Source organism: Agrococcus sediminis, assembly GCF_007923295.1.
In the GTDB taxonomy this organism is placed as follows: domain Bacteria; phylum Actinomycetota; class Actinomycetes; order Actinomycetales; family Microbacteriaceae; genus Agrococcus; species Agrococcus sediminis.
Genome location: NZ_VOIR01000011.1, coordinates 368416 through 388241 on the forward strand (window position 1 = coordinate 368416; position 19826 = coordinate 388241).

Genomic DNA, 19826 nt, shown 5'->3' on the forward strand with positions numbered 1-19826 from the left:
ACCCGAGCAGGGCCCGGAGCTTAGGGAGGTGAGGCATGGCTAGCAACGACTGGTTCGACAAGGACTTCTACGCGGTGCTCGGCGTCGCGAAGGACGTCAGCGCCGCCGACCTCAAGAAGCAGTACCGCAAGCTCGCCCGCCAGTTCCATCCCGACTCCAACCCGGGCGACGCGGCCGCGGAGGCGCGCTTCAAGGAGATCTCCGAGGCGCACGCCGTGCTCTCCGACCCGAAGCAGCGGCAGGAGTACGACGCGATCCGCGCGATGGCCGGCGGCCGCCCGCGGTTCGCGCCGGGCGGCGCGGGCGGCTTCGAGGATGTCTTCGGCGGCTTCGGCGGCGGCCCGCGCGTGCAGTACTCGCAGGGCGACTTCGAGGATCTGCTCGGCGGCATGTTCGGCGGGGCCGGCGGCTTCGGCGGCGCAGGCGGCTTCGGCGCGCGCCGGCCGGCCAAGGGCCGCGACGTCACCGCGCGGGCCGCGCTCGACTTCACGTCGGCGGTGCAGGGCGACACCCTCAAGCTCACGGTCGGCGGCCGCACCATGACGGTGAAGGTGCCGGCGGGCGTGCACGACGGGCAGAAGATCAAGCTGGCCGGCAAGGGCGACCCGTCGCCCACCGGCGGCGAGCCGGGCGACCTCATCCTCACGGTGCAGGTGCGGCCGCATCCGGTCTTCACCATGGACGGCCTCAACCTGCGCCTCGACGTGCCCGTGACGTTCGCCGAGGCGGCGCTCGGGGCGACGATCGAGGTGCCCACGCTCGGCGGCACCCCGGTGCGGCTCAAGGTCGCGCCGGGCACCCCCTCGGGCCGCGTGCTGCGCGTCAAGGGTCGCGGCGTGGCCGGCAAGAAGGGCACGGGCGACCTGCTCGCCACCATCCAGGTGGCGGTGCCGGCGCACCTCACCAAGGAGCAGGTCGAGCACCTCGAGGCGTTCGTGGCCGCGGGGCCGAGCGAGTCGCCGCGCGCCGACCTGCTCGCGAAGGCGCGGACCGACTGATGCGCGCGTTGCCTGCGGGCCTCGACGAGACGTCGCCGATCTTCTCGATCGCGGCGGCCGCCGAGCTCGCCGGCCTGCACGCGCAGACGCTGCGGCAGTACGACCGGTTCGGGCTCGTCGAGCCCGCACGCACCGTCGGCAACACGCGCCGCTACTCGATGCGCGACGTCGGCCGGCTGCGACAGGTGCAGCTGCTGTCGGCCGAGGGCGTCTCGCTCGAGGGCATCCGGCGCATCCTCGCGATGAGCGACGAGAACCGCGAGCTGCGCGCGCGCGTGCGCGAGCTCGAGTCGGCGCTCGCGGATGCGGTGATGCAGCAGCAGGGACGCCGCGTCTTCGCCGCCGGCGCGACCGGCATCACCACGATCCGCGCGGGCGCGCGCCCGTCGAAGCCCGGCTCGATCGTGCTCTGGCGCGGCGGGCGCGGGTAGCCGGCCCTGCCGGGTCCCGGTCACTCGGCCTGCGCATCCGGACTTCTGGTACCGATCTGCGGGTCTCCCGGACGGGCACCCGCGGATCGGTACCGGAAACCCGCGCGTTCCCTGCCCGCGAGGCGAGCGGATCCTGGGCCGGAGATGCGGGCCGGATGCCATGATGCTGACCGTGACCGACCCCGCAGCCCCGCCGCCGCCGGGCACCGACACCCCGGTGCCGGCGGATGCCGCGGCGCGCGCGGCCGCCGCGGGTCGCGCTCGGCAGGTGTCGGCGGCGTCGGCGCCGGGGCGCGACCGGCTCGTGCCCGCGACCGCGCTCGAGAGCCGCGCCGCGGAGCGCGCACGGCTGCGGCGCGAGCGCCTCAGCATGCCGGGGACGATCGTGGCGGGCTCGGTCGTGCACGGCTCGGTCGTCTCGGGCGCCGTCGTGCCCGGCGCGGCGCCGCCCGTGCCCAACCCCGCGGCCGGCATGGCCGGGGGAGCGCGGGTGATGCCGCCCGGCCTCGTGCCGGCGGTCGCCGACTCGATGCCGCCGCGGCTCGTGCCGCAGCAGTGGGGGCCGCAGCCCGGGCCGTACGGGATGGTCTACGGCGGGGCGCCCTACGGCACGCCTCCCACCGGGCCGCAGCAGGGCACCTTCGCCGTGGCAACCGCCGCGCACGCGGGCCAGCAGGGTCAGCCCGGGCCCTACGGCGCCGGTCCCTACCCGCCCGCGCCGATCTTCATCGTGCCCCCGCGCATCCGCTGGACGACTCCGCAGCGCCGCGCCGCGATCCTCGGCTCGTGGGCGGGCCAGACGGTCATGGCGCTCGCGACGCACTTCCTCACCGCGTTCGTGCTCATCGTCGGGTTCGCGTTCCTGCTGCACATCTCGGGCGAGCCGGTCGACGAGTTCGAGGCCGACTCGTGGACGGCGATCGTCTCGCGCTGGTCGATGCCCGACCGGGTGTGGGCCACCGCGCTCATCGGCCTGCTGCTCGGCGGCGTCGGGCTCGCGCTCGGCTGGCTGCTGAGCGCCCTCTGGGCGCGCTCGGCGGGGCTCGCGAAGCCGCACCGCTCCGCGTGGCTCGCGTGGCTGTGCACGACCGCGGCGACCGGCTTCGTCGGCATCATGCTGTGGCCGCTCGTGCTGTTCGGCGGCATGATCTCGGTGATCGCGAGCTCGTCGTCGTCGCTCACGATCGGGTCGATGTGGTCGATGCTGTTCTGGGCGATGGCGCTCGCGGTGGTGCTGACGGGGCTCGTCGGGCTGCTGTTCGGCTGGCTGTTCCTCTCGACCGCGAGGCCGCGGGTCGACCTCGTGGGCCTCATGGCCGAGGAGGAGGCGCGGCAGCGGGCCGCCGACGAGGCCGAGCTCACGGCCGTGCGGCTGCGCGGGGAGCCCGCGTGAGCCCACGCCCGCGCACGGCGGCGCGGCCGGATCCGCTGCGCCCCGAGCAGCGCGCCGCGGTGCGCGCGGCCGGCGCGACCGGCCTCGCGCTCGTCGCCACCGGAGCGGGCCTCGCGTGGAGGCTGCTCGTCGTCGCACTCGTGCTCGCGGTGCTGCGCGCGGCGGTCATCGACCTGTTCGACGACCGCGAGTGGGGCATGGCGGTCGTGCGCTGGATCGAGGGGCTCGACGCGTCGTGGCTCGTGCCGATCGTGCTCGCGCTCGTGCTGCTCGCGGTCGGCCTCGTCGCGCTCGGCGCCTGGTGGAGCACGCGGCGGATGCGCCGGGCCGGCGTCGTCGGCGCGGCCGCGGTGACGCTGCGGGGCGCGGCCCTCGGCACCGGCCTGCAGGCGGTGCTGTCGACGCTGTCGAGCTGGCTGCTCGGGCTGCTCGGGCTGCTCGTGCTGCTCACCGGCGTGGTCGGCGCCTGGATCGTCGCGGCGCTCTGGGTGGTGGCCGGGGCGGCGCTGTCGGCGCTCATCGGCTGGCTCGCCGGGCCGCGGACGTGGCTCGCGATCGCGCGGCGCGAGGCGCGGCGGGCGGCCGCGACCGCGGCGGTGCCGGGCGAACCCGGGCGGCGCGTGCTCCCGCCGGGGTAATCCGAACGGGACCCCGCAGCGGCGGGGATGCTCCGGACATGACGCGGCGCCCCCGTCCGCAGACGAGGGCGCCGCATCCGTCGCGTCAGGACCGCGTCACGGCCGAGTCAGGACTCGGTGCTGGAGCCCGCGGCCGCCGGCGTCTGGCTCGACGGTGCCTGGTTCTCGCCCGAGCCGCCCGCGCTGATCTGCGACTGGCGGTCGCGCTGCTCCACCGTGATCTTGCGCGGCTTCGCGCGCTCGGCGACCGGGATCGTGAGCATCAGCACGCCGTGCTCGTACGACGCCTCGATCCTCTCGAGGTCGACGTCGCTGCCGAGGCCCAGCTGCCGCATGTAGCGGCCCGCGGGCCGCTCCTGCGCGAGCCACTGCGCGCCGTCGGCGGAGCCGATCGTGCGCTCGGCCTGGATCGTCAGGGTGTTCGCATCGACGTCGAGGTCGATCGAGCCCGGGTCGACGCCCGGCAGGTCGACGTTGACGATGTAGTGGTCTCCCGCGCGGTAGAGATCCATCGGCATCCAGCTCGACGAGCGCTCGGTGCCTCCGCTCGTCAGCAGGCGGGCGGCCATGCGGTCCATCTCGCGGAAGGGATCGAAGGTCAGTGCCATGACAACCACCTCCTCAGCTTCGGGCCGTCGCCCCCATGCGACGGTCCCCGGTGTCTGTGGCAGCCCCTCGGAGCGTGCCCCGCGGAGCGCCTCGATTTTAGCACTCTCGATGGAAGAGTGCCAGATCGCGCAGACCGCTCCCACCCTTGCGCGCGGGCGCCTCGCCGCCCATGCTCGATACCGTCGCCGCGCTCGCGCACGGGCGCGGCACTGAGGCGAGGGGGCCGAGCATGCGACTGGTCGCGCACGAGTTCATGACGCTCGACGGCGTCATGCAGGGCCCCGGCGGCGCCGAGGAGGACACCGCCGGCGGGTTCCGGTGGGGCGGATGGGTCGCGCCGGCGTTCGACGAGACCGTCAGCTCGGTCGTCACGGGCTGGTTCGAGCGCACCGACGAGCTGCTCTTCGGCCGCACCACCTACGACATGATGGCCGCCTACTGGCCGCTCGTGACCGACCCCGCCGACCCGGTCGCGCAGCGGCTCAACACCGCGCCGAAGCACGTCGTCTCGACGACGCTGCGCCTCGAGGACGCCCCGTGGGAGCGCACGGCGTCGGTCATCGCCGCCGACGTGCCGCAGCGCATCCAGGACCTCAAGGCGCTCGGCGACGGCGAGCTGCAGGTGCACGGCTCGTGGCAGCTGCTGCAGACGCTGCTCGACGAGGGGCTGCTCGACGAGCTGCGCCTCATCGTCTTCCCGGTGGTCGTCGGGCGCGGCAAGCGGCTCTTCGACGACGTGCAGCGGCCGTCGGGCTTCGAGGTGGCGGATGCCCGGGTCGCGCCGAGCGGTGCGGTGGCGATGACGCTCACGCCTGCGCCGTTCCGCACCGCGACCTACGAGGTGGTCGACGGCAAGGAGGTCATGGTGGAGGAGTAGCCGGCGTCGGGGCTCGGGCGGTGCCGCCCGCGTCAGTCGCCGCGCGCGGCCCGCGCGAGCAGGCGCCCGGCCGAGCGCACGCGCACGGGCCGGCAGCCCGCATCCGTCAGCCCCTTGACGATCGCCGGCTCGCGGCTCGCGAGGATGAGCCCGCGCTTCACGAGGAACGCGGGGCTCTTGCGGCGCTCGCGGAGGTCGCGCGCGAAGCGCAGGCCCATCGTCACCCAGCGCGAGCGGCGCACGCAGATCGCGTGGGCGAGGATGCCGCGGCGCTCGGCCTCGGCGACGACCTCGGCGACGAAGATGCCCTCGGCCACGAAGAGCGAGGCGCCCTCGAGCGCCACCTCGTGGACGCCGGCGGATGCGCTGCGGGAGATGTCGTAGACGGGCGCGGCCGTGCGGCCGGTGCGGGCGAGCTCCTCGAGCGCGGCGAGCGCGCGGTCGCGGTGCCATGAGTCCGGGTGGTCCCAGTCGACCTCGCCGGTCTCGAGCCGCGGGAGCTCGGGGTCGTCGCCCTCGCGGTAGTAGTCGTCGAGCCGCAGCAGCGGCAGCCCCGAGCGCTCGGCGATGCGCGACTTGCCGGAGCCGGAGGCCCCGCCGATGAGCACGACGCGCGCGAGGGGCTCGGCGTCGGCGGGCATGGGCTCCATCTTCCCACGACGGGGCGGCCACTGCCGCCGCGCGTGCGCGGCCGCGCACCCCTGCCGCCGTCGCGCACAACGCAAGCCCGCGGGGTCGATTCGGCGGCGATCAGGGCGACCACCCCGCGCACGCCGCGGAATCGCCGAATCGGGCTTGCGTTGTGCGCGGCCAGCCGCGCGCGAGGCTCAGTCCGCGTCGTCGAGGAAGCGCTCGAGGAGGCCCGTCATCACGGCGGGCTGCTCGGAGTGCACCCAGTGCCCCGCGCCCTTGACCGTCACGCGGCGCACGCGCGGGAACCGCGACTCCATCTCGTCGCGGAACTCGTCGCGCACGTAGCCGGAGTCGGCGCCCGCGATCCACAGCACCGGCCCCTCGTAGACCGCGTCGGTCTCGGGGAAGCCGCGCAGCGCGTCGAGGTCGCGCCGCAGCACCTCGAGGTTCGGCAGCCACCGCCAGCCCTCGCCGTCGCGCTGCAGGTTCTGCAGCAGGAAGGCGCGGATGCCCGGGTCGGGCACGGCGGGCGCGAGGGCGGCGTCGGCGTCGGGGCGGGAGGCGATCGCGGCGAGGTCCATGCCGAGCATGGCGTCCATGAAGCCGCGGAACTCGTCGCTCGATCGGTAGGAGACGGGCGAGACGTCGACGACGCAGAGCCGCTCGACCCGCTCGGGGTGGCGGAGCGCGGCGAGCATCGCCGCCTTGCCGCCCATCGAGTGGCCGACGAGCGCGGCCGGCTCGTCGATGGTCGCGGCGACCGCGTCGGCCATCTCGGCGTAGTCGACCCGCTCCGTCCACGGCGAGCGGCCGTGGTTCGGCATGTCGACGAGCGTCACTCGGTGCCGGTCGGCGAGCGCCTTGCCGATCTGCATCCAGTTGCGGCCCTGGCCGAAGAGGCCGTGGCAGAAGACGACGGGCGACCCCTGCTCGCCGAGGCGGGTGGTGTGGAGCGCGCCCGTCGTCATGCCTCCACGGTAGCCGCGCCGACGGCGCCGGTCAGCCGCGGTAGAGCGACCGCCGGCGCGCGATGGCGATCAGGCCGCCGGCGACGAGCAGCAGCGCGGCCGTGATCGCGAGGCACGTCGTGGCGACCCCGAAGGCACCGTTGTCGTAGGTCCCGGGATCCAGGTGCGGGTACCAGTAGGGGTTGCTCGCCGCCTCCTCGGGCGTGCTCGGGGCGCGCAGGAGCGTGTAGCCGAGCCACGCCGCCGGGAACAGCACGACGGCGGCGAGGTCGCGCCGGTGGACGTCGCGCGCTCCCGCGGTCACGGCCCAGTCGAAGAGCATCCACGCCGGCGCGATGACGTGCAGCACCTCGTTCGCCCACACGAGGGTGGCGCCGTCCGGCAGCTCGATCGGGCGCATGAGCGCGTTGTAGACGACGCCGGTGACGACCATGCAGGTGGTCGCCGCCAGCAGCACGACGTCGAAGCGGCGGCCGAGCCGGGCGCGCCGGGGCTGCGCGAGTGCGAGCATGACGAGCAGGACCATCGACGCCGTGTTCGACAGCACGGTGAAGAGGGAGCCGTACGCGACGAGGTTCACCGCGAGGTCGGTCGCCCCGCGCTCGCCCCAGAACTGCAGGCTCGTCAGCAGCTGCCCGAGGAGCGCGGCTGCGATCAGGGCCGCCATGCCGAGGCGCGCCGTGAGGAGCGTGCGGTTGCGGAGGTCGCTCGTGACGCGGACGTCTTCCTTGACAGTCATCCACCTCACCCTAGGAGGGGCGCTGCGCGGCTCCGAGCCGGTGTCCGCCGCATTGAGGTCGGCTTGAGGCGATCTTGAGCCCGCGCCGGAGGACCTGCACCGCATGCGGATGCCGGTCGGCGAAGCGCTCGCCGACCGGCATCAGGGTGCGTGTACCCGCTACCTGCGCGCGCTGGAGGCCACCTCGAAGCCCGCGCGGTCGACCCGGCGGTGGAAGCGCATGCCGGCGAGGCCGCCGAGCACGGCGCCGATGAGCGCCACGACGGCGACGACGAGCGCCGAGATGATCGCGGCGGTCGTCGCCTGGTCCTCGGGCAGCGGCAGCGTCGGCATCGAGCCCGGCGGCACCGCGAAGTTCTGGCCCGCGACGAGGCCGACGATGGCGGCGAGGATCGCGATGACCACGGCCCACACCCACACGGCGACGCCCTGCTTCGCGCCGTCGAACCGGGCCATCCGCCCGGCCACGTACCCGCCGCAGTAGTAGCCGATGAACCAGATCGCCAGCAGGATGACGATGCCCCAGATGCCCGTCGCGTCGAGGTTCTGCTGCGCGTCCTCGACGACGTCGTCGACGCCGCCCGACAGCGATGCGACGAGAGCCGCGATCGCCGCGGCGAGCGCGGTGAGCAGCACGACCGCACCGGTGGCGGTCAGCCAGCCGAAGAAGGCGGAGCCGACCTTGACGCCGCCGAACCGCTCGCGCTCGCGCGCGACGACGACCTCGCGGTCGTGCCGCGGGTCGACGCCCAGCGGCTCGTCGACGACCCGTCGCTCGCGCACATCGGCGACGCCGTCGCCGTCGCGGTCAGCGAGGTCGTGCCGCCGCTCGCGCACGTCGGCGACGCCGTCCCTGTCGCGGTCGGTCAGGTCGTGCCTGCGCTCGCGGTCGTCGGGGACTCCGTCGCGGTCGAGGTCGCGGTCGTGGCGCGGGAGCTCGCGCGTGCGCTCGTCGTGGTCGGCCGCGACGCGGCGGTCGTGGTCGTCGGTCATTCGAGCGGCCGGTCGGCCGGGTCGCCGGCGGCGCGCCGCCGGTCTGCATCGGAGGGGTAGGGCTCGCCCCGGCGGGCGGGGTCCTCAGGGCCGGTGGTGGTCATGTCGCTTTCCTCGCCTCGTGCACGTCGCCGTGCTCGATCGGCCGTCGTGGACGGCGTCGTGTCCCCCAGTATCCGGCGCCAGGCGGCTTCCGCCCCGTTTTCCCAGACGGCGTCCAGGGTCGGGCGACGGGCCGCGCGCCCGTGCGGCAGACATCCCTCTAGGCAACGCACCGCATCCGGAGTAAACTTGAGTCATCACCACTCAAGTTTTGATGCGAGGGTCGCCGGGGGAGGCGGGCACCGCACGAAGGGGGAACCACATGGCACGGATGGGCGGCATGATGCCCGGCCAGGACGACCAGCAGTCGGCGCTGGAGCAGTTCGGCACCGACCTGACCGCGATCGCGCGCGCAGGCCGGCTCGACCCGGTGATCGGGCGCGACAGCGAGATCCGGCGCATCAGCCAGGTGCTGTCGCGGCGCACGAAGAACAACCCGGTGCTCATCGGCGAGCCCGGCGTCGGCAAGACCGCCGTCGTCGAGGGCCTCGCGCAGCGCATCGTCGCCGGCGACGTGCCCGAGAGCCTCAAGGGCAAGTCGCTCGTCTCGCTCGACGTCAACGCGATGATCGCCGGCAGCAAGTACCGCGGCGACTTCGAGGAGCGCATGAAGAACGTGCTCGCCGAGATCGCGAAGGCCGAGGGCCGCATCATCACGTTCATCGACGAGCTGCACATCATCATGGGCGCGGGCGCCGCCGAGGGCAGCCAGGGCGCGAGCAACATGCTGAAGCCGATGCTCGCGCGCGGCGAGCTGCGCATGATCGGCGCGACCACGCTCGACGAGTACCGCGAGTTCATCGAGAAGGACGCCGCGATGGAGCGGCGCTTCCAGCAGGTGTACGTCGGCGAGCCGAGCGTCGAGGACACCGTCGCGATCCTGCGCGGGCTCAAGGAGCGGTACGAGGCCCACCACAAGGTGACGATCGCCGACAGCGCCCTCGTCGCCGCCGCATCCCTCTCGAACCGCTACATCACCGCCCGGCAGCTGCCCGACAAGGCGATCGACCTCATCGACGAGGCGGCGAGCCGGCTGCGCATGGAGATCGACTCGGCGCCGACCGAGATCGATCAGCTGCGCCGCACCGTCGACCGCATGGAGATCGAGCGGCTCGCGCTCAAGCGCGAGAAGGACGACGCCTCGAAGGAGCGCCTCGCGCAGCTCGAGGAGACCCTCGCGGGCCTGCGCGCCGAGCTCGCCGAGCTCGACCAGCGCTGGCAGGCGGAGCGCTCGAGCCTCAACCGCATCGGCGGGCTGCGCGAGCAGCTCGACGAGCTGCGCAGCCGCGCCGAGCGGTCGCAGCGCGAGGGCGACCTCGAGCGCGCCTCCCGACTGCTGTACGGCGAGATCCCGCAGGTCGAGGCGCAGCTGAAGGCCGCCGAGACGAGCGCGGCCGAGGCGGGCGCGCGCATGGTCGGCGACCAGGTGAGCGCCGACGACATCGCCTCCGTCGTCGCGGCGTGGACGGGCATCCCCGTCGGGCGCCTGCTGCAGGGCGAGACCGAGAAGCTGCTGCGGCTGGAGGACGAGCTCGCCGAGCGCGTCGTCGGCCAGCGCGAGGCCGTCTCGGCGGTCGCGGATGCGGTGCGCCGCACCCGCGCGGGCGTCTCCGACCCCGACAAGCCCACCGGCTCGTTCCTCTTCCTCGGCCCCACCGGCGTCGGCAAGACCGAGCTCGCGAAGGCGCTCGCCGAGCTGCTCTTCGACGACGAGAAGGCGCTCGTGCGCATCGACATGTCGGAGTACGGCGAGAAGCACTCGGTCGCGCGCCTCGTCGGCGCCCCTCCCGGCTACATCGGCTACGAGCAGGGCGGGCAGCTCACCGAGGCGGTGCGCCGCCGCCCCTACTCGGTGATCCTCATGGACGAGGTCGAGAAGGCCCACCCCGAGGTCTTCGACCTGCTGCTGCAGGTGCTCGACGACGGCCGGCTCACCGACGGCCAGGGCCGCACGGTCGACTTCCGCAACACCATCCTCATCCTCACCTCCAACCTCGGCTCGGCGTTCCTCACCGATCCGACGGTGCCGAAGGCGCAGGGCCGCGAGCAGGTGATGGGCGCGGTGCGCGCCGCGTTCAAGCCGGAGTTCGTCAACCGCCTCGACGACATCGTCATCTTCGACGCGCTCTCGCCCGACGAGCTCGGCGCGATCGTCGACATCCAGGTGCACGGCCTCGACCGGCGCCTGCGCGAGCGCCGGCTCACCGTCGAGGTGACGGATGCGGCGAGGCAGTGGCTCGGGGAGCGCGGCTACGACCCGATGTACGGCGCGCGGCCGCTGCGCAGGCTCATGCAGCGCGAGATCGACGACCGGCTGGCGCGCGCGCTGCTCGGCGGCGTCGTGCGCGACGGCGACACGGTCGTGGTCGACGTCGCGCCGGGCGGCTCGGGCCTGTGGGTGGGCCCGGCCGGCGCCGAGCGCCCCGCCCAGTGGTCGTTCGACGCCGACACGGTCGACGACGTCGACGACATCGACGTGGTGGAGGGCGAGCCGCTCGACGACGACCGCTGACGCGCGGCGCCGCCGCGCCTCAGCACAACGCAAGCCCGTGCGCCGGATCCTGCGGCAGGATCCGGCGGCCGCGGCTGCGCGCCGCTGATCCGGCGCCGCGGGCTTGCGTTGTGCGCCGCGGATGGGAGGCGCCGGGACGCGGCACCGCCCGCGACACGGCATGATCGTTCGGGTGCGCCAGCGCACCGGAACCGGAGGGAACGATCGTGGCCGTCGCCTCGCACCTCGATGCCGAGGTCGCCCTGCCGCCGCTCGCGCCCGGCCCGCACCGCGCCCGGCTCGGCGTCATCTCGATCGTCGCGTGCTTCGGCGGGCTGCTGTTCGGCTACGACACGGGCGTCATCAACGGCGCGCTGCGGCCGATGAGCGCGGCGCTCGGCCTCGACGCGCTCACCGAGGGCGTCGTCACGAGCTCGCTCGTCTTCGCCGCCGCCGTCGGCGCGCTGCTCGGCGGGAGGCTCTCGGATGCGCTCGGCCGGCGCCGGATGCTCGTCGCCCTCGCGGTCGTGTTCTTCGTCGGCACGGTCGTGCTCGTGCTCGCACCCGGCTTCGAGGCGGTCGTGGCCGGCCGGGTGCTGCTCGGCCTCGCGGTCGGCGGCGCGTCGACCGTCGTGCCGGTGTACCTCGCCGAGCTCGCGCCCTTCGAGATCCGCGGCTCGATCTCGGGCCGCAACGAGGTCGCGATCGTCGTCGGGCAGCTCGCGGCCTTCGTCGTCAACGCGATCCTCGGCAGCGCGCTCGGGCACCTCGACGGCGTCTGGCGCATCATGTTCGCCGTCTGCGCGCTGCCCGCGATCGCGCTCTTCGTCGGCATGCTGCGCATGCCCGAGTCGCCCCGCTGGCTCGCGGCCCGCGGCCGGCACGACGAGGCGCTCGCGGTGCTGCGCACGGTGCGCGCCGAGGATCGCGCGGTCGCCGAGCTCGCCCAGATCGAGCGCGCGGGCGACGCGCCCGACGGCGGCCGCCACGATCGGCTGCGCCTCGCCGAGGTGCTGCGCACCCCGTGGCTCCGCCGCGGCCTGCTCATCGGCATCGGGGTGGGCGTCGCGCAGCAGCTCACCGGCATCAACTCGATCATGTACTACGGCCAGACGGTGCTCGTGGAGTCGGGCTTCTCGGCCCAGGCGGCGCTCATCGCCAACGTCGCGCCGGGCGTCATCGCGGTGGTCGGCGGCCTCGTGGCGCTCGCGATGATGGATCGCCTCGACCGCCGCACGACGCTGCTCATCGGCTTCTCGCTCACCACGCTGTGCCACGTGCTCATCGGGGTCGCGTCGGTCGCGCTCGAGCCGGGGCACCCCATCCGCCCCTTCGTGATCCTCGCGCTCGTGGTGGCCTTCGTCGGCGCGATGCAGACGTTCCTCAACGTCGCGACCTGGGTCTACCTCTCGGAGGTCTTCCCGCAGCGGATGCGCGGGCTCGGCATCGGCATCGCCGTCTTCGCGCACTGGCTCGCGAACGGCGCGATCGCGCTCGGCTTCCCGTCGCTCATCGGGGCGGTCGGCATCACCGGCACGTTCTTCCTCTTCGCGGCCGTCGGCGCGGTCGCGCTCGCGTTCATCGCCACGCAGGTGCCCGAGACGCGCGGACGCTCGCTCGAGCGGCTCGAGCACGAGCTCGCCGCCGGCCGGCCGCTCGCGCGCCGCCGCTGACCGCGCGTCAGTGGAACGGGCAGCGCGAGCGCGACCCGGCGGCGGATGCGGCGCGCACGACGCCGCCCGAGGCCGGCTTCGTGGGCAGGCGGCGCCGGCTCACGTGCAGCCGCTCGCCGAGGATGGACAGCCGCGGGTCGCTGAGCGCGGCGATCGCGGCGGCGAGCCCCGCGATGGCGATCTTCTCGCCCGGGCAGCGGTGGCCGGTCGACGGGTGCCCGCCGCCGTGCGGGATGAAGGCGGCGATCGCCTCGAAGTCGTCGACGCCGACGAAGCGCTCGGGGTCGAACTCGTCGGCCCGCTCCCAGGAGCGCTCGTCGGTGTCGGTGCCGAGGATGTCGATGAAGACGCGCCCGCCCGCCTCGAGCCGCTCGCCGTCGAGCTCGACGTCGACGATCGCCTCGGCCGGCAGCATCGGCACGAACGGGGCCGTGCGGCGCACCTCCTGCGCGAAGGCGGTCGCGAGCGGACCCTCGGTCAGGCGGCCGCGCTCGGCGGTCTCGGCGGCGATGCGCTCGCGCCAGGCCGGCCGGTCGTGCAGCTCCTTCGCGGCGAACGCGACGAACCGCGCGACCGCGATCGTCGGCCGCAGCACGTTCTGCAGCTCGACGCCCGCGAGCCGCGCCGCGAGCAGCTCGCCGTCGGGCCCGCGGTGCCACGCCCACTCGTGGAGCGCGGTGCCCTCGGCGGCCTCGATCGTGCCGGCGCGCACCGCCTCGATGAGCTCCTCCGCGTGCCGGTCGCACCAGCGACGGTTGAGCGCGGCGAGCAGGAACTCCGGCGAGTAGGGCACGCCGAAGCCGTCGACGATCTGCGCCTCGCGCGCCGCCCAGCGCGTCTTCGCCTCGGCGGTGCCGGGCAGGCCCGCCCAGCGCATGATCGCGCGGCCGAGCGCGCCGACCGCGGCGTCGTAGGCGGAGCGGTCGCCGCCCGCGACCCACGCGTCGACCTCCGCCCGCCACTCCCGCTCGAGGTGGGGCAGCAGGCGCTCGACCTGCGCGTCCTCGTAGGCGACGTCGAGGAACGTCGCCTTGCGGTGCCGGTGCGCCGCCCCGTCGAGGGAGTGCACCGAGCCGTGCCCGAAGAGCGTCTCCTGCACGAACGCCGGCATCGCGCCGTGCCGGCGCATCCGCTCCTCGTCGTAGAACAGGTCGACGCCCTCGGCGCCGCGCACGAGCAGCGAGGGCCGGCCGAGCAGCCGCAGGGGCACCGCCCGGGCGGCCGCCCCGCGGGCGCGGCGCCAGATGTGGGCGCCGAAGTCGTAGCCCTTCGCGACGAAGGCGAGGGTGTCGTCGGAGGTGGGGGCGTTCGCCATGGGGTCCGTCCTTCCGTCCCGCCCGACGCTAGCCCTGCCGCCTGACCGCGGCCCGAGCGGCCTCCGGCGGCAGCTCTGGCCGATGTCAGACCCCACCTGCTAGGCTGGTCGCACTGCGTGAGCCGGGCGTCGAAGCCCCTCACCTGCGTCGTTGAACGCTCCTCTCTCCATCCGGCTCCCGGATGTCGATGAACCTTCCACGGCGAACGATCGCGGCCACCGCCGCGCTCGCCGAATCTGCGTCGACGCATCCACCCAAGAATCCGCCTGCACGAGTGTGCAGCGACCACGGATGCGCGCGCACGCTCACAGAAAGAGCAACCTTGACCGACATCACCACCACCGCGCCCACGCCGACCTTCGCCGAGCTGGGCGTGCCCGCCAAGCTCGTCACGGCCCTCAAGGCGATGGACCGCGAGCACCCGTTCCCGATCCAGGCCGACACCCTGCCCGACACGCTCGCAGGCCGCGACGTGCTCGGCCGCGGCAAGACCGGCTCCGGCAAGACCCTCGCGTTCGCCATCCCGCTGGTCGCCCGCCTCTCGGGCGAGCTCGCCGGCGGCGGCCGCCGCAAGGGCCTGCCGCTGGGCCTGGTGCTCGCGCCGACCCGCGAGCTCGCCACCCAGATCGCGGCGACGATCGCACCGCTCGCGAAGGCATCCGGCCTCACCGTCACCACCATCTTCGGTGGCGTCTCGCAGCGCCCGCAGGAGCAGGCGCTCCGCGCCGGCGTCGACATCGTCGTCGCCTGCCCGGGCCGCCTCGAGGACCTCATCAACCAGGGCGTCGCATCGCTCTCGGCGATCGAGATGACCGTCATCGACGAGGCCGACCACATGGCCGACCTCGGCTTCCTGCCGGTCGTCACGAAGATCCTCGACAAGACGCCCTCCGGCGGCCAGCGCATGCTGTTCTCGGCGACCCTCGACAACGGGGTCGACAAGCTCGTGAAGCGCTTCCTGCAGAACCAGGTCATGCACTCGGTCGACGAGGCGCACTCGCCCGTCGCCGCGATGACGCACCACGTCTTCGAGGTCGCGCCCGACGACAAGAACCTGCTCGTGCGCCGCCTCGCCTCGGGTGAGGGCCGCCGCATCCTCTTCACCCGCACGAAGCACCAGGCGAAGAAGCTCGCGAAGCACCTCACCGCCTCGGGCATCCCCGCCGTCGACCTGCACGGCAACCTGTCGCAGAACGCCCGCGACCGCAACCTCGCGCAGTTCTCCGACGGCACCGTGCGCGTGCTCGTGGCGACGGATGTCGCCGCCCGCGGCGTGCACGTCGACAACGTCGAGCTCGTGGTGCACGTCGACCCGCCCATGGAGCACAAGGCCTACCTGCACCGCTCGGGCCGCACGGCGCGCGCGGGCTCGGAGGGCGACGTCGCGACCGTGATGCTGCCCGCGCAGCGCCGCGACACGATGACGCTGCTGCGGAAGGCCGAGATCTCGGTGCCCGCGCAGATCGTCACGGCGTCGTCGGATGCGGTCGACCAGCTCGTCGGCCCGTACGCCCCGCACGTGGCGCCGGTCCCCGGCGGCCCCGGCTCCGGCAACGAGATCCAGCAGCCGCAGGGCGCGGGCCGCTCGGGCGGCGGCGGCCGCGGTCGCGGTCGCGGCAGCCGTGACGGCGTCGCGGGCTCCGGCGCGCACGGCGCCGGCGCCGGCACCGCCCGCTCCGAGCGCCCCCGCAAGGACCGCTCGGGTCGCCCCGAGACCAAGGGCGGCGCCGGCGCTGCCGGTGGCCGTGGCGACCAGGGCGGCGGCGCCCGCTCGGGCGGTGCGCGCTCGGGTCAGCCGGCCCGCCAGGGCGGTCGCTCCGGCGGCCAGGGCGGCGCACCGCGCGGCGGCTCGTCCGTGGCGTGGTCGTCGACCGGCGGCGGCTCGCTGCAGTCCGGCGGCAGCGCCGGCGGCGGCTCGCGCCGCGCCCCGCGCCGCGCGCAGGGCTGACGCCTCACCGCACCCCGCGCATCCGCGCACGGAACGGCCCCCGGCTCACCGCCGGGGGCCGTTCCGCGTCCGCGGGCGCAGATGTAGGGGCAGTGGCTGTCATCGCGGGGTGATGCGAGCACTTGGCCCTACATCTGCGGGGAGGCGAGGTGCGTTGCGGCGCGGCGGAGGGCGGCAGCCGCGCGAGGTGGGGGAGGCGCGGGGCGCGGCTCAGCGCGCCGCGAGCACCGCCGCGCCGATCGCCGCCGCGTGGTCGCCGAGGCGGGCGAGCTCGAGCCGGCGCGGCTGCGGCACGCCCTGCAGCGGCGCGTGCGCGGCGAGCTCGCGCTCGATCACCGGCAGCAGCAGGTCGGCGGCGGCGAGCATGACGCGGCCGCCGAGCACGACGACCTCCGGGTCGAAGGCGGGCAGCAGGCGGCGGAGCCCCGCCGCCACGGCCCATCCGGCCCGCTCCATGACGGCGAGCGCCGTCGCATCCCCGGCCCGCGCCGCGCGCTCGAGGTGCAGCGCCGTCGGGCGGTCGCCCGGCGCGAGCGCCACCGCCGCCGGCACCGCCGCCGCGTCGCGCGCGAGCGCGTTGCCGCCCGCGTAGGCCTCGATGCAGCCGCGCGCCGTGCACGAGCACACGGGCCCCGACTCGTCGACCGTCACGTGGCCGAGCTCGCCGGCGAGGCCGTGGGCGCCGAGCAGCGGCCGCCCGTCGGCGACGAACGCGCCGCCCACCCCGGTGCCGAGCGCGATGAGGATCGACGACGACGCATCCGCAGCCGCGCCCATCGCCGCCTCGCCGACGAGGTAGCCGTTGGCGTCGTTGTCGATCGTGACCGGCACGCCGAGCCGCTCGGCGAGCGCCGAGCGCAGCGCGAAGTCGCGCACGCCGAGGTGCGCGGCCCAGATGATCGACGCGCGGTCGCGCGGCATCCACGCGGCGATCGCGAGGCCGACGGCGGCGACGGGCGGGCTGCCGAGGTCGGCCAGCTGCGCGTCGAGCTCGCGGACGGCGCCCTCGAGCGCGTCGAGCAGCGCCTCGGGGCCGTGGATGCGGTGGGGCCGGTGGGTGCGCACGAGCACGTCGTCGAGGCCCCATGCAGGGGTCGCCGAGGCGCCGCCGCCGGGGCGCGCGGCGAGCGCCACCCCCGCGATCTTCGTCCCGCCCACGTCGAGGCCTGCGATCGTCACGCTCCCATCCTGCCGTGCCGCAGCCCGCGCGCGGCCCGGGCGGCGCATCCGCCGACGACGCATCCGCGCGCCGCGCCCGAGCATCCCTCGCCTCCGGGCCCGCAGGCGGCAGGATGGCCCCATGCGGCTGGCGACCTGGAACATCCTGCACGGCAGGACCCACGCCGACCCCGCCGTCGACGAGGACCGGTTCCGCCGCGCGATCGGCGACCTCGACGCCGACGTGCTCGCGCTGCAGGAGGTCGACCGCGGCCAGTCGCGCTCGGGCCACATCGACCTCACCGCGGTCGCGGCGGAGGCGATGGGCGCCACGGCGTCGCGCTTCGTGCCGACCGTCATCGGCGATCCCGCACGGCCTTGGCGGCCTGCGGGCGACGACGACCTCGACGCGACCGCCGACGCCTACGGCATCGCGCTGCTGTCGCGCTACCCGGTGCTGCGCTGGCACGTGCACCGGCTGCCGCCCGCGCCGATGTTCCGTGCGCCGGTCGTCGACCCCGAGACGCACCGCGTGGTGTGGCTGCGCGACGAGCCGCGCGCGATCGTCGCGGCGACGATCCGCACGCCGCACGGCGTCTGGACGATCGCCTCGGCGCACCTGACCTTCGTGCAGGGCACGAACGCGCAGCAGCTGCGCCACGGGATGCGCTGGCTGCGCACGCTGCCCGGACCGCGCGTGCTCATGGGCGACCTGAACCTGCCGCCCGGGATGGCACGTCGCGTGGCGCGCGGGCGACTGCTGGCCCGGGGCGCGACCTACCCCTCGCACCGCCCGCTCGTGCAGCTCGACCACGTGCTGAGCGCCGACCAGCTGCCGCCGTCCCGGCAGGCGCGCGCGCCTCGCCCGGCGTTCTCCGACCACCTGCCGGTCGTCGTCGACTTCTAGCGGTCGCGGGCCGACCGGCGGCCCGCCCGACGGGATGCGCGGCTCGCGCCGCCGGGGCACACTGCAGCCATGCGGATCCTGGTGACAGCGTTCGAGCCGTTCGGCGGCGACCCGGAGAACGCGAGCCTCGAGGCGGTGCGGCGGCTCGCCGACGCGTGGGCGGCCGACCCGCAGCCGGGCGCCGAGCTCGTCACCGGCACGCTCCCGGTCGCCTTCGGCGCCGCGGGCCCGGCGCTGCGGGCGCTCGTCGACGAGCACCGGCCGGATGCGGTGCTCGCGGTCGGCGAGGCGGGCGGCCGCAGCGCGATCACGCCCGAGCGGTGGGCGGTCAACGAGGACGACGCGCGCATCCCCGACAACGCGGGCGACCAGCCGCGCGGCACACCGATCGACCCCGCGGGCCCGGCCGGGCGGCCCTCCGGCTTCGACGTCGACGCGCTCGTCGGGGCCATCCTCGCGGTGGGCCTCCCCGCCGACGCGAGCGACGACGCGGGCCGGTTCCTCTGCAACCACGTCGCCTACCTCGTCGCCGGGCTCGACGTGCCCGGCGGCTTCGTGCACGTGCCGGCGGTGCGCACGAGCGGCACCGCGGGCGTCGGCGACGAGACCGACCCCGGCGCCTCGGCCGACGCATCCGCCATCACCCACGAGGGCAGGCGGCTCAGGTTCGACGACCTCGCGCTCGGGCTCGCCGCCGCCGTGCGCTCGATCGCGCACGGGGACAGCGCGGCGCACGAGCACGCGCGCGAGGCGCCGCGCGTCGACCGCGCCGGCACCGTCATCGCGGCGGCGCCCGACCGCGTCTACGCGGCGCTGCTCGACGCCGAGGCGCTCACCGCGTGGCTGCCGCCCGAGGGCGCGGCCGCGTCGATCGAGGGGCTCGACGCGCGCGAGGGCGGCGGCTTCCGCGCCGTGCTGCGCTTCGACGACCCGGTCGACCCGAAGACCGACGAGGCGACGGATGCGTCGCGCGTCACGTTCGTCGAGCTCGTGCCGCACGAGCTCGTCGTGCAGCGGGTCGCCTTCGAGTCGGCCGAGGAGCGCTTCCGCGGCGACATGCTCATGACGTGGCGGATGCAGCCGGTCGCGGCGGGCACGCGGGTCACGGTCTCGGCGGCCGACGTGCCGCCGGGCATCTCGCCCGAGGATCACGAGCTGGGGCTCGGCCAGTCGCTCGCGAAGCTCGCGGCGTACCTCGAGGGGCAGCGGGGCGACTAGCGGGGCCGGCAGCCGCGGCAGCGGCGCTCAGTCGGCGCTGGCGGCGCCGGCGGCGGCCGCGGCGCGCTCGACCCAGCGCGGCGTCTCGCCGTAGCGCTGCGGCGGGATGAGCCGGCCCGCGGCGGAGTCGTCGGCGAGCTGCCGCGCGCGCTGCTCTCGCGTCGCCTCGCGCTTGGCGCCGAGCACCCAGGCGACCGCCGTGCGGCGGTAGCCGGCCGGCGCCTCGGCGAGGAACGCGCGCGCCGCCGCCGACGCGTCGAGGTGCTGCTGCAGCTCGGGCGGCAGCCGCTGCTCGCCGCGCTCGTACGCGTAGACGCCCGTCGCCTCCTCCCTCCTCGCCTCGAACGCCGCGATGCCGACCGGGCGCATCCGCCCCTCGGCCAGCAGCCGCTCGACGTGCGCGACGTTCACCGCCGACCAGGTCGACGAGCGCTTCCTGGGCGTCCAGCGCTGGCGGCGCGCGTCGCCGTCGATGCGCTGCGAGAGCGAGTCGATCCAGCCGAAGCAGAGGGCCTCCGGCACCGCCTCGGCCCACGTGAGGCCGCGCGGCTCGACGTGCTTCGCGTTGAGCCCCATCCAGAGCTCGGCGGCGGTCTCGTGATGCGCCTCGAGCCACGCGCGGAACTCGGCCGCGTCGCGGAAGAACACCGCCGGGCGCTCGGCCGAGCCGCCCGGTGTGCCGATGCGTGCGGATGCGTCGCTGGCCATGCGCTCAGCATCGCACCGACCCGCGA

The 19826-nt window shown here is 75.2% G+C and carries 18 protein-coding genes; 10 read left to right on the plus strand and 8 right to left on the minus strand.

Annotated features, from left to right (window positions below; genetic code table 11):
• Window positions 1-35: 35 nt before the first annotated feature.
• The 4 genes from FQ330_RS02230 to FQ330_RS02245 all read left to right on the plus strand — a co-directional run bounded on the left by FQ330_RS02230 (window position 36) and on the right by FQ330_RS02245 (window position 3460).
• Complete coding sequence (locus tag FQ330_RS02230; protein WP_128188939.1) at window positions 36-998, plus strand: DnaJ C-terminal domain-containing protein; 963 nt, start codon at window positions 36-38, stop codon at window positions 996-998.
• Window positions 998-1429 carry a heat shock protein transcriptional repressor HspR gene (locus FQ330_RS02235; RefSeq protein ID WP_146354840.1) on the plus strand — a complete coding sequence of 144 codons (432 nt, stop codon included), beginning with the start codon at window positions 998-1000 and terminating at the stop codon, window positions 1427-1429. Before FQ330_RS02230 ends, FQ330_RS02235 begins: the two co-directional genes overlap by 1 nt.
• 172 nt (window positions 1430-1601) lie before the next feature.
• Complete coding sequence (locus tag FQ330_RS02240; RefSeq protein WP_146354842.1) at window positions 1602-2822, plus strand: hypothetical protein; 1221 nt, start codon at window positions 1602-1604, stop codon at window positions 2820-2822.
• Complete coding sequence (locus tag FQ330_RS02245; RefSeq protein WP_146354844.1) at window positions 2819-3460, plus strand: hypothetical protein; 642 nt, start codon at window positions 2819-2821, stop codon at window positions 3458-3460. Before FQ330_RS02240 ends, FQ330_RS02245 begins: the two co-directional genes overlap by 4 nt.
• Window positions 3461-3567: 107 nt before the next feature.
• Here FQ330_RS02245 and FQ330_RS02250 read toward each other — a convergent pair whose 3' ends face one another.
• Window positions 3568-4068, minus strand: coding sequence for an Hsp20/alpha crystallin family protein (locus tag FQ330_RS02250; RefSeq protein ID WP_146354846.1), 501 nt, complete (start codon window positions 4066-4068; stop codon window positions 3568-3570).
• Window positions 4069-4298: 230 nt separating this feature from the next.
• Here FQ330_RS02250 and FQ330_RS02255 point away from each other — a divergent pair, with 230 nt between their 5' ends.
• On the plus strand, window positions 4299-4946 hold the full coding sequence (locus FQ330_RS02255) for a dihydrofolate reductase family protein (RefSeq protein ID WP_146354848.1): 648 nt from the start codon (window positions 4299-4301) through the stop codon (window positions 4944-4946).
• Window positions 4947-4978: 32 nt separating this feature from the next.
• Here the strand turns inward: FQ330_RS02255 and FQ330_RS02260 are convergent, their stop codons facing one another.
• The 4 genes from FQ330_RS02260 to FQ330_RS02275 all read right to left on the minus strand — a co-directional run bounded on the left by FQ330_RS02260 (window position 4979) and on the right by FQ330_RS02275 (window position 8279).
• Window positions 4979-5596: a uridine kinase family protein gene (locus FQ330_RS02260; protein WP_225792648.1), complete on the minus strand. Its 618-nt coding sequence runs from the start codon at window positions 5594-5596 to the stop codon at window positions 4979-4981.
• A gap of 177 nt (window positions 5597-5773) precedes the next feature.
• Entirely contained in the window at window positions 5774-6547 is a 774-nt protein-coding gene (locus FQ330_RS02265; protein ID WP_146354852.1) for an alpha/beta fold hydrolase, read from the minus strand.
• 31 nt (window positions 6548-6578) lie between these two features.
• Window positions 6579-7286 (minus strand): Pr6Pr family membrane protein, encoded by a 708-nt coding sequence (locus FQ330_RS02270; protein WP_146354854.1) that lies wholly within the window; start codon window positions 7284-7286, stop codon window positions 6579-6581.
• A gap of 159 nt (window positions 7287-7445) precedes the next feature.
• The gene (locus tag FQ330_RS02275; protein WP_146354856.1) at window positions 7446-8279 is read right to left on the minus strand and encodes a hypothetical protein; all 834 of its coding nucleotides are present in this window, start codon (window positions 8277-8279) and stop codon (window positions 7446-7448) included.
• A gap of 364 nt (window positions 8280-8643) precedes the next feature.
• On the opposite strand from FQ330_RS02275, the gene FQ330_RS02280 reads away from it, so the two are divergent.
• Window positions 8644-10893: an ATP-dependent Clp protease ATP-binding subunit gene (locus FQ330_RS02280; RefSeq protein WP_318655679.1), complete on the plus strand. Its 2250-nt coding sequence runs from the start codon at window positions 8644-8646 to the stop codon at window positions 10891-10893.
• Window positions 10894-11099: 206 nt separating this feature from the next.
• Window positions 11100-12545, plus strand: a complete 1446-nt coding sequence (locus FQ330_RS02285; RefSeq protein ID WP_146354860.1) for a sugar porter family MFS transporter — start codon at window positions 11100-11102, stop codon at window positions 12543-12545.
• A 7-nt stretch (window positions 12546-12552) separates the two neighbouring features.
• Here the strand turns inward: FQ330_RS02285 and FQ330_RS02290 are convergent, their stop codons facing one another.
• Window positions 12553-13860 (minus strand): cytochrome P450, encoded by a 1308-nt coding sequence (locus FQ330_RS02290; protein WP_146354862.1) that lies wholly within the window; start codon window positions 13858-13860, stop codon window positions 12553-12555.
• A 407-nt stretch (window positions 13861-14267) separates the two neighbouring features.
• On the opposite strand from FQ330_RS02290, the gene FQ330_RS02295 reads away from it, so the two are divergent.
• Complete coding sequence (locus FQ330_RS02295) at window positions 14268-15809, plus strand: DEAD/DEAH box helicase (protein ID WP_225792675.1); 1542 nt, start codon at window positions 14268-14270, stop codon at window positions 15807-15809.
• Between the two features lie 210 nt (window positions 15810-16019).
• On the opposite strand, the gene FQ330_RS02300 is transcribed toward FQ330_RS02295, so the two are convergent.
• Window positions 16020-16988, minus strand: coding sequence for an ROK family protein (locus tag FQ330_RS02300; RefSeq protein WP_192575812.1), 969 nt, complete (start codon window positions 16986-16988; stop codon window positions 16020-16022).
• A gap of 121 nt (window positions 16989-17109) precedes the next feature.
• Here FQ330_RS02300 and FQ330_RS02305 point away from each other — a divergent pair, with 121 nt between their 5' ends.
• Together FQ330_RS02305 and FQ330_RS13460 are read left to right on the plus strand one after the other, a co-directional pair.
• Window positions 17110-17874 carry an endonuclease/exonuclease/phosphatase family protein gene (locus FQ330_RS02305; RefSeq protein WP_146354868.1) on the plus strand — a complete coding sequence of 255 codons (765 nt, stop codon included), beginning with the start codon at window positions 17110-17112 and terminating at the stop codon, window positions 17872-17874.
• Window positions 17875-17943: 69 nt separating this feature from the next.
• Entirely contained in the window at window positions 17944-19092 is a 1149-nt protein-coding gene (locus tag FQ330_RS13460) for a pyroglutamyl-peptidase I family protein (RefSeq protein WP_225792649.1), read from the plus strand.
• A gap of 27 nt (window positions 19093-19119) precedes the next feature.
• On the opposite strand, the gene FQ330_RS02315 is transcribed toward FQ330_RS13460, so the two are convergent.
• On the minus strand, window positions 19120-19800 hold the full coding sequence (locus FQ330_RS02315; RefSeq protein ID WP_146354870.1) for a YdeI/OmpD-associated family protein: 681 nt from the start codon (window positions 19798-19800) through the stop codon (window positions 19120-19122).
• Between the last annotated feature and the right edge of the window lie 26 nt (window positions 19801-19826).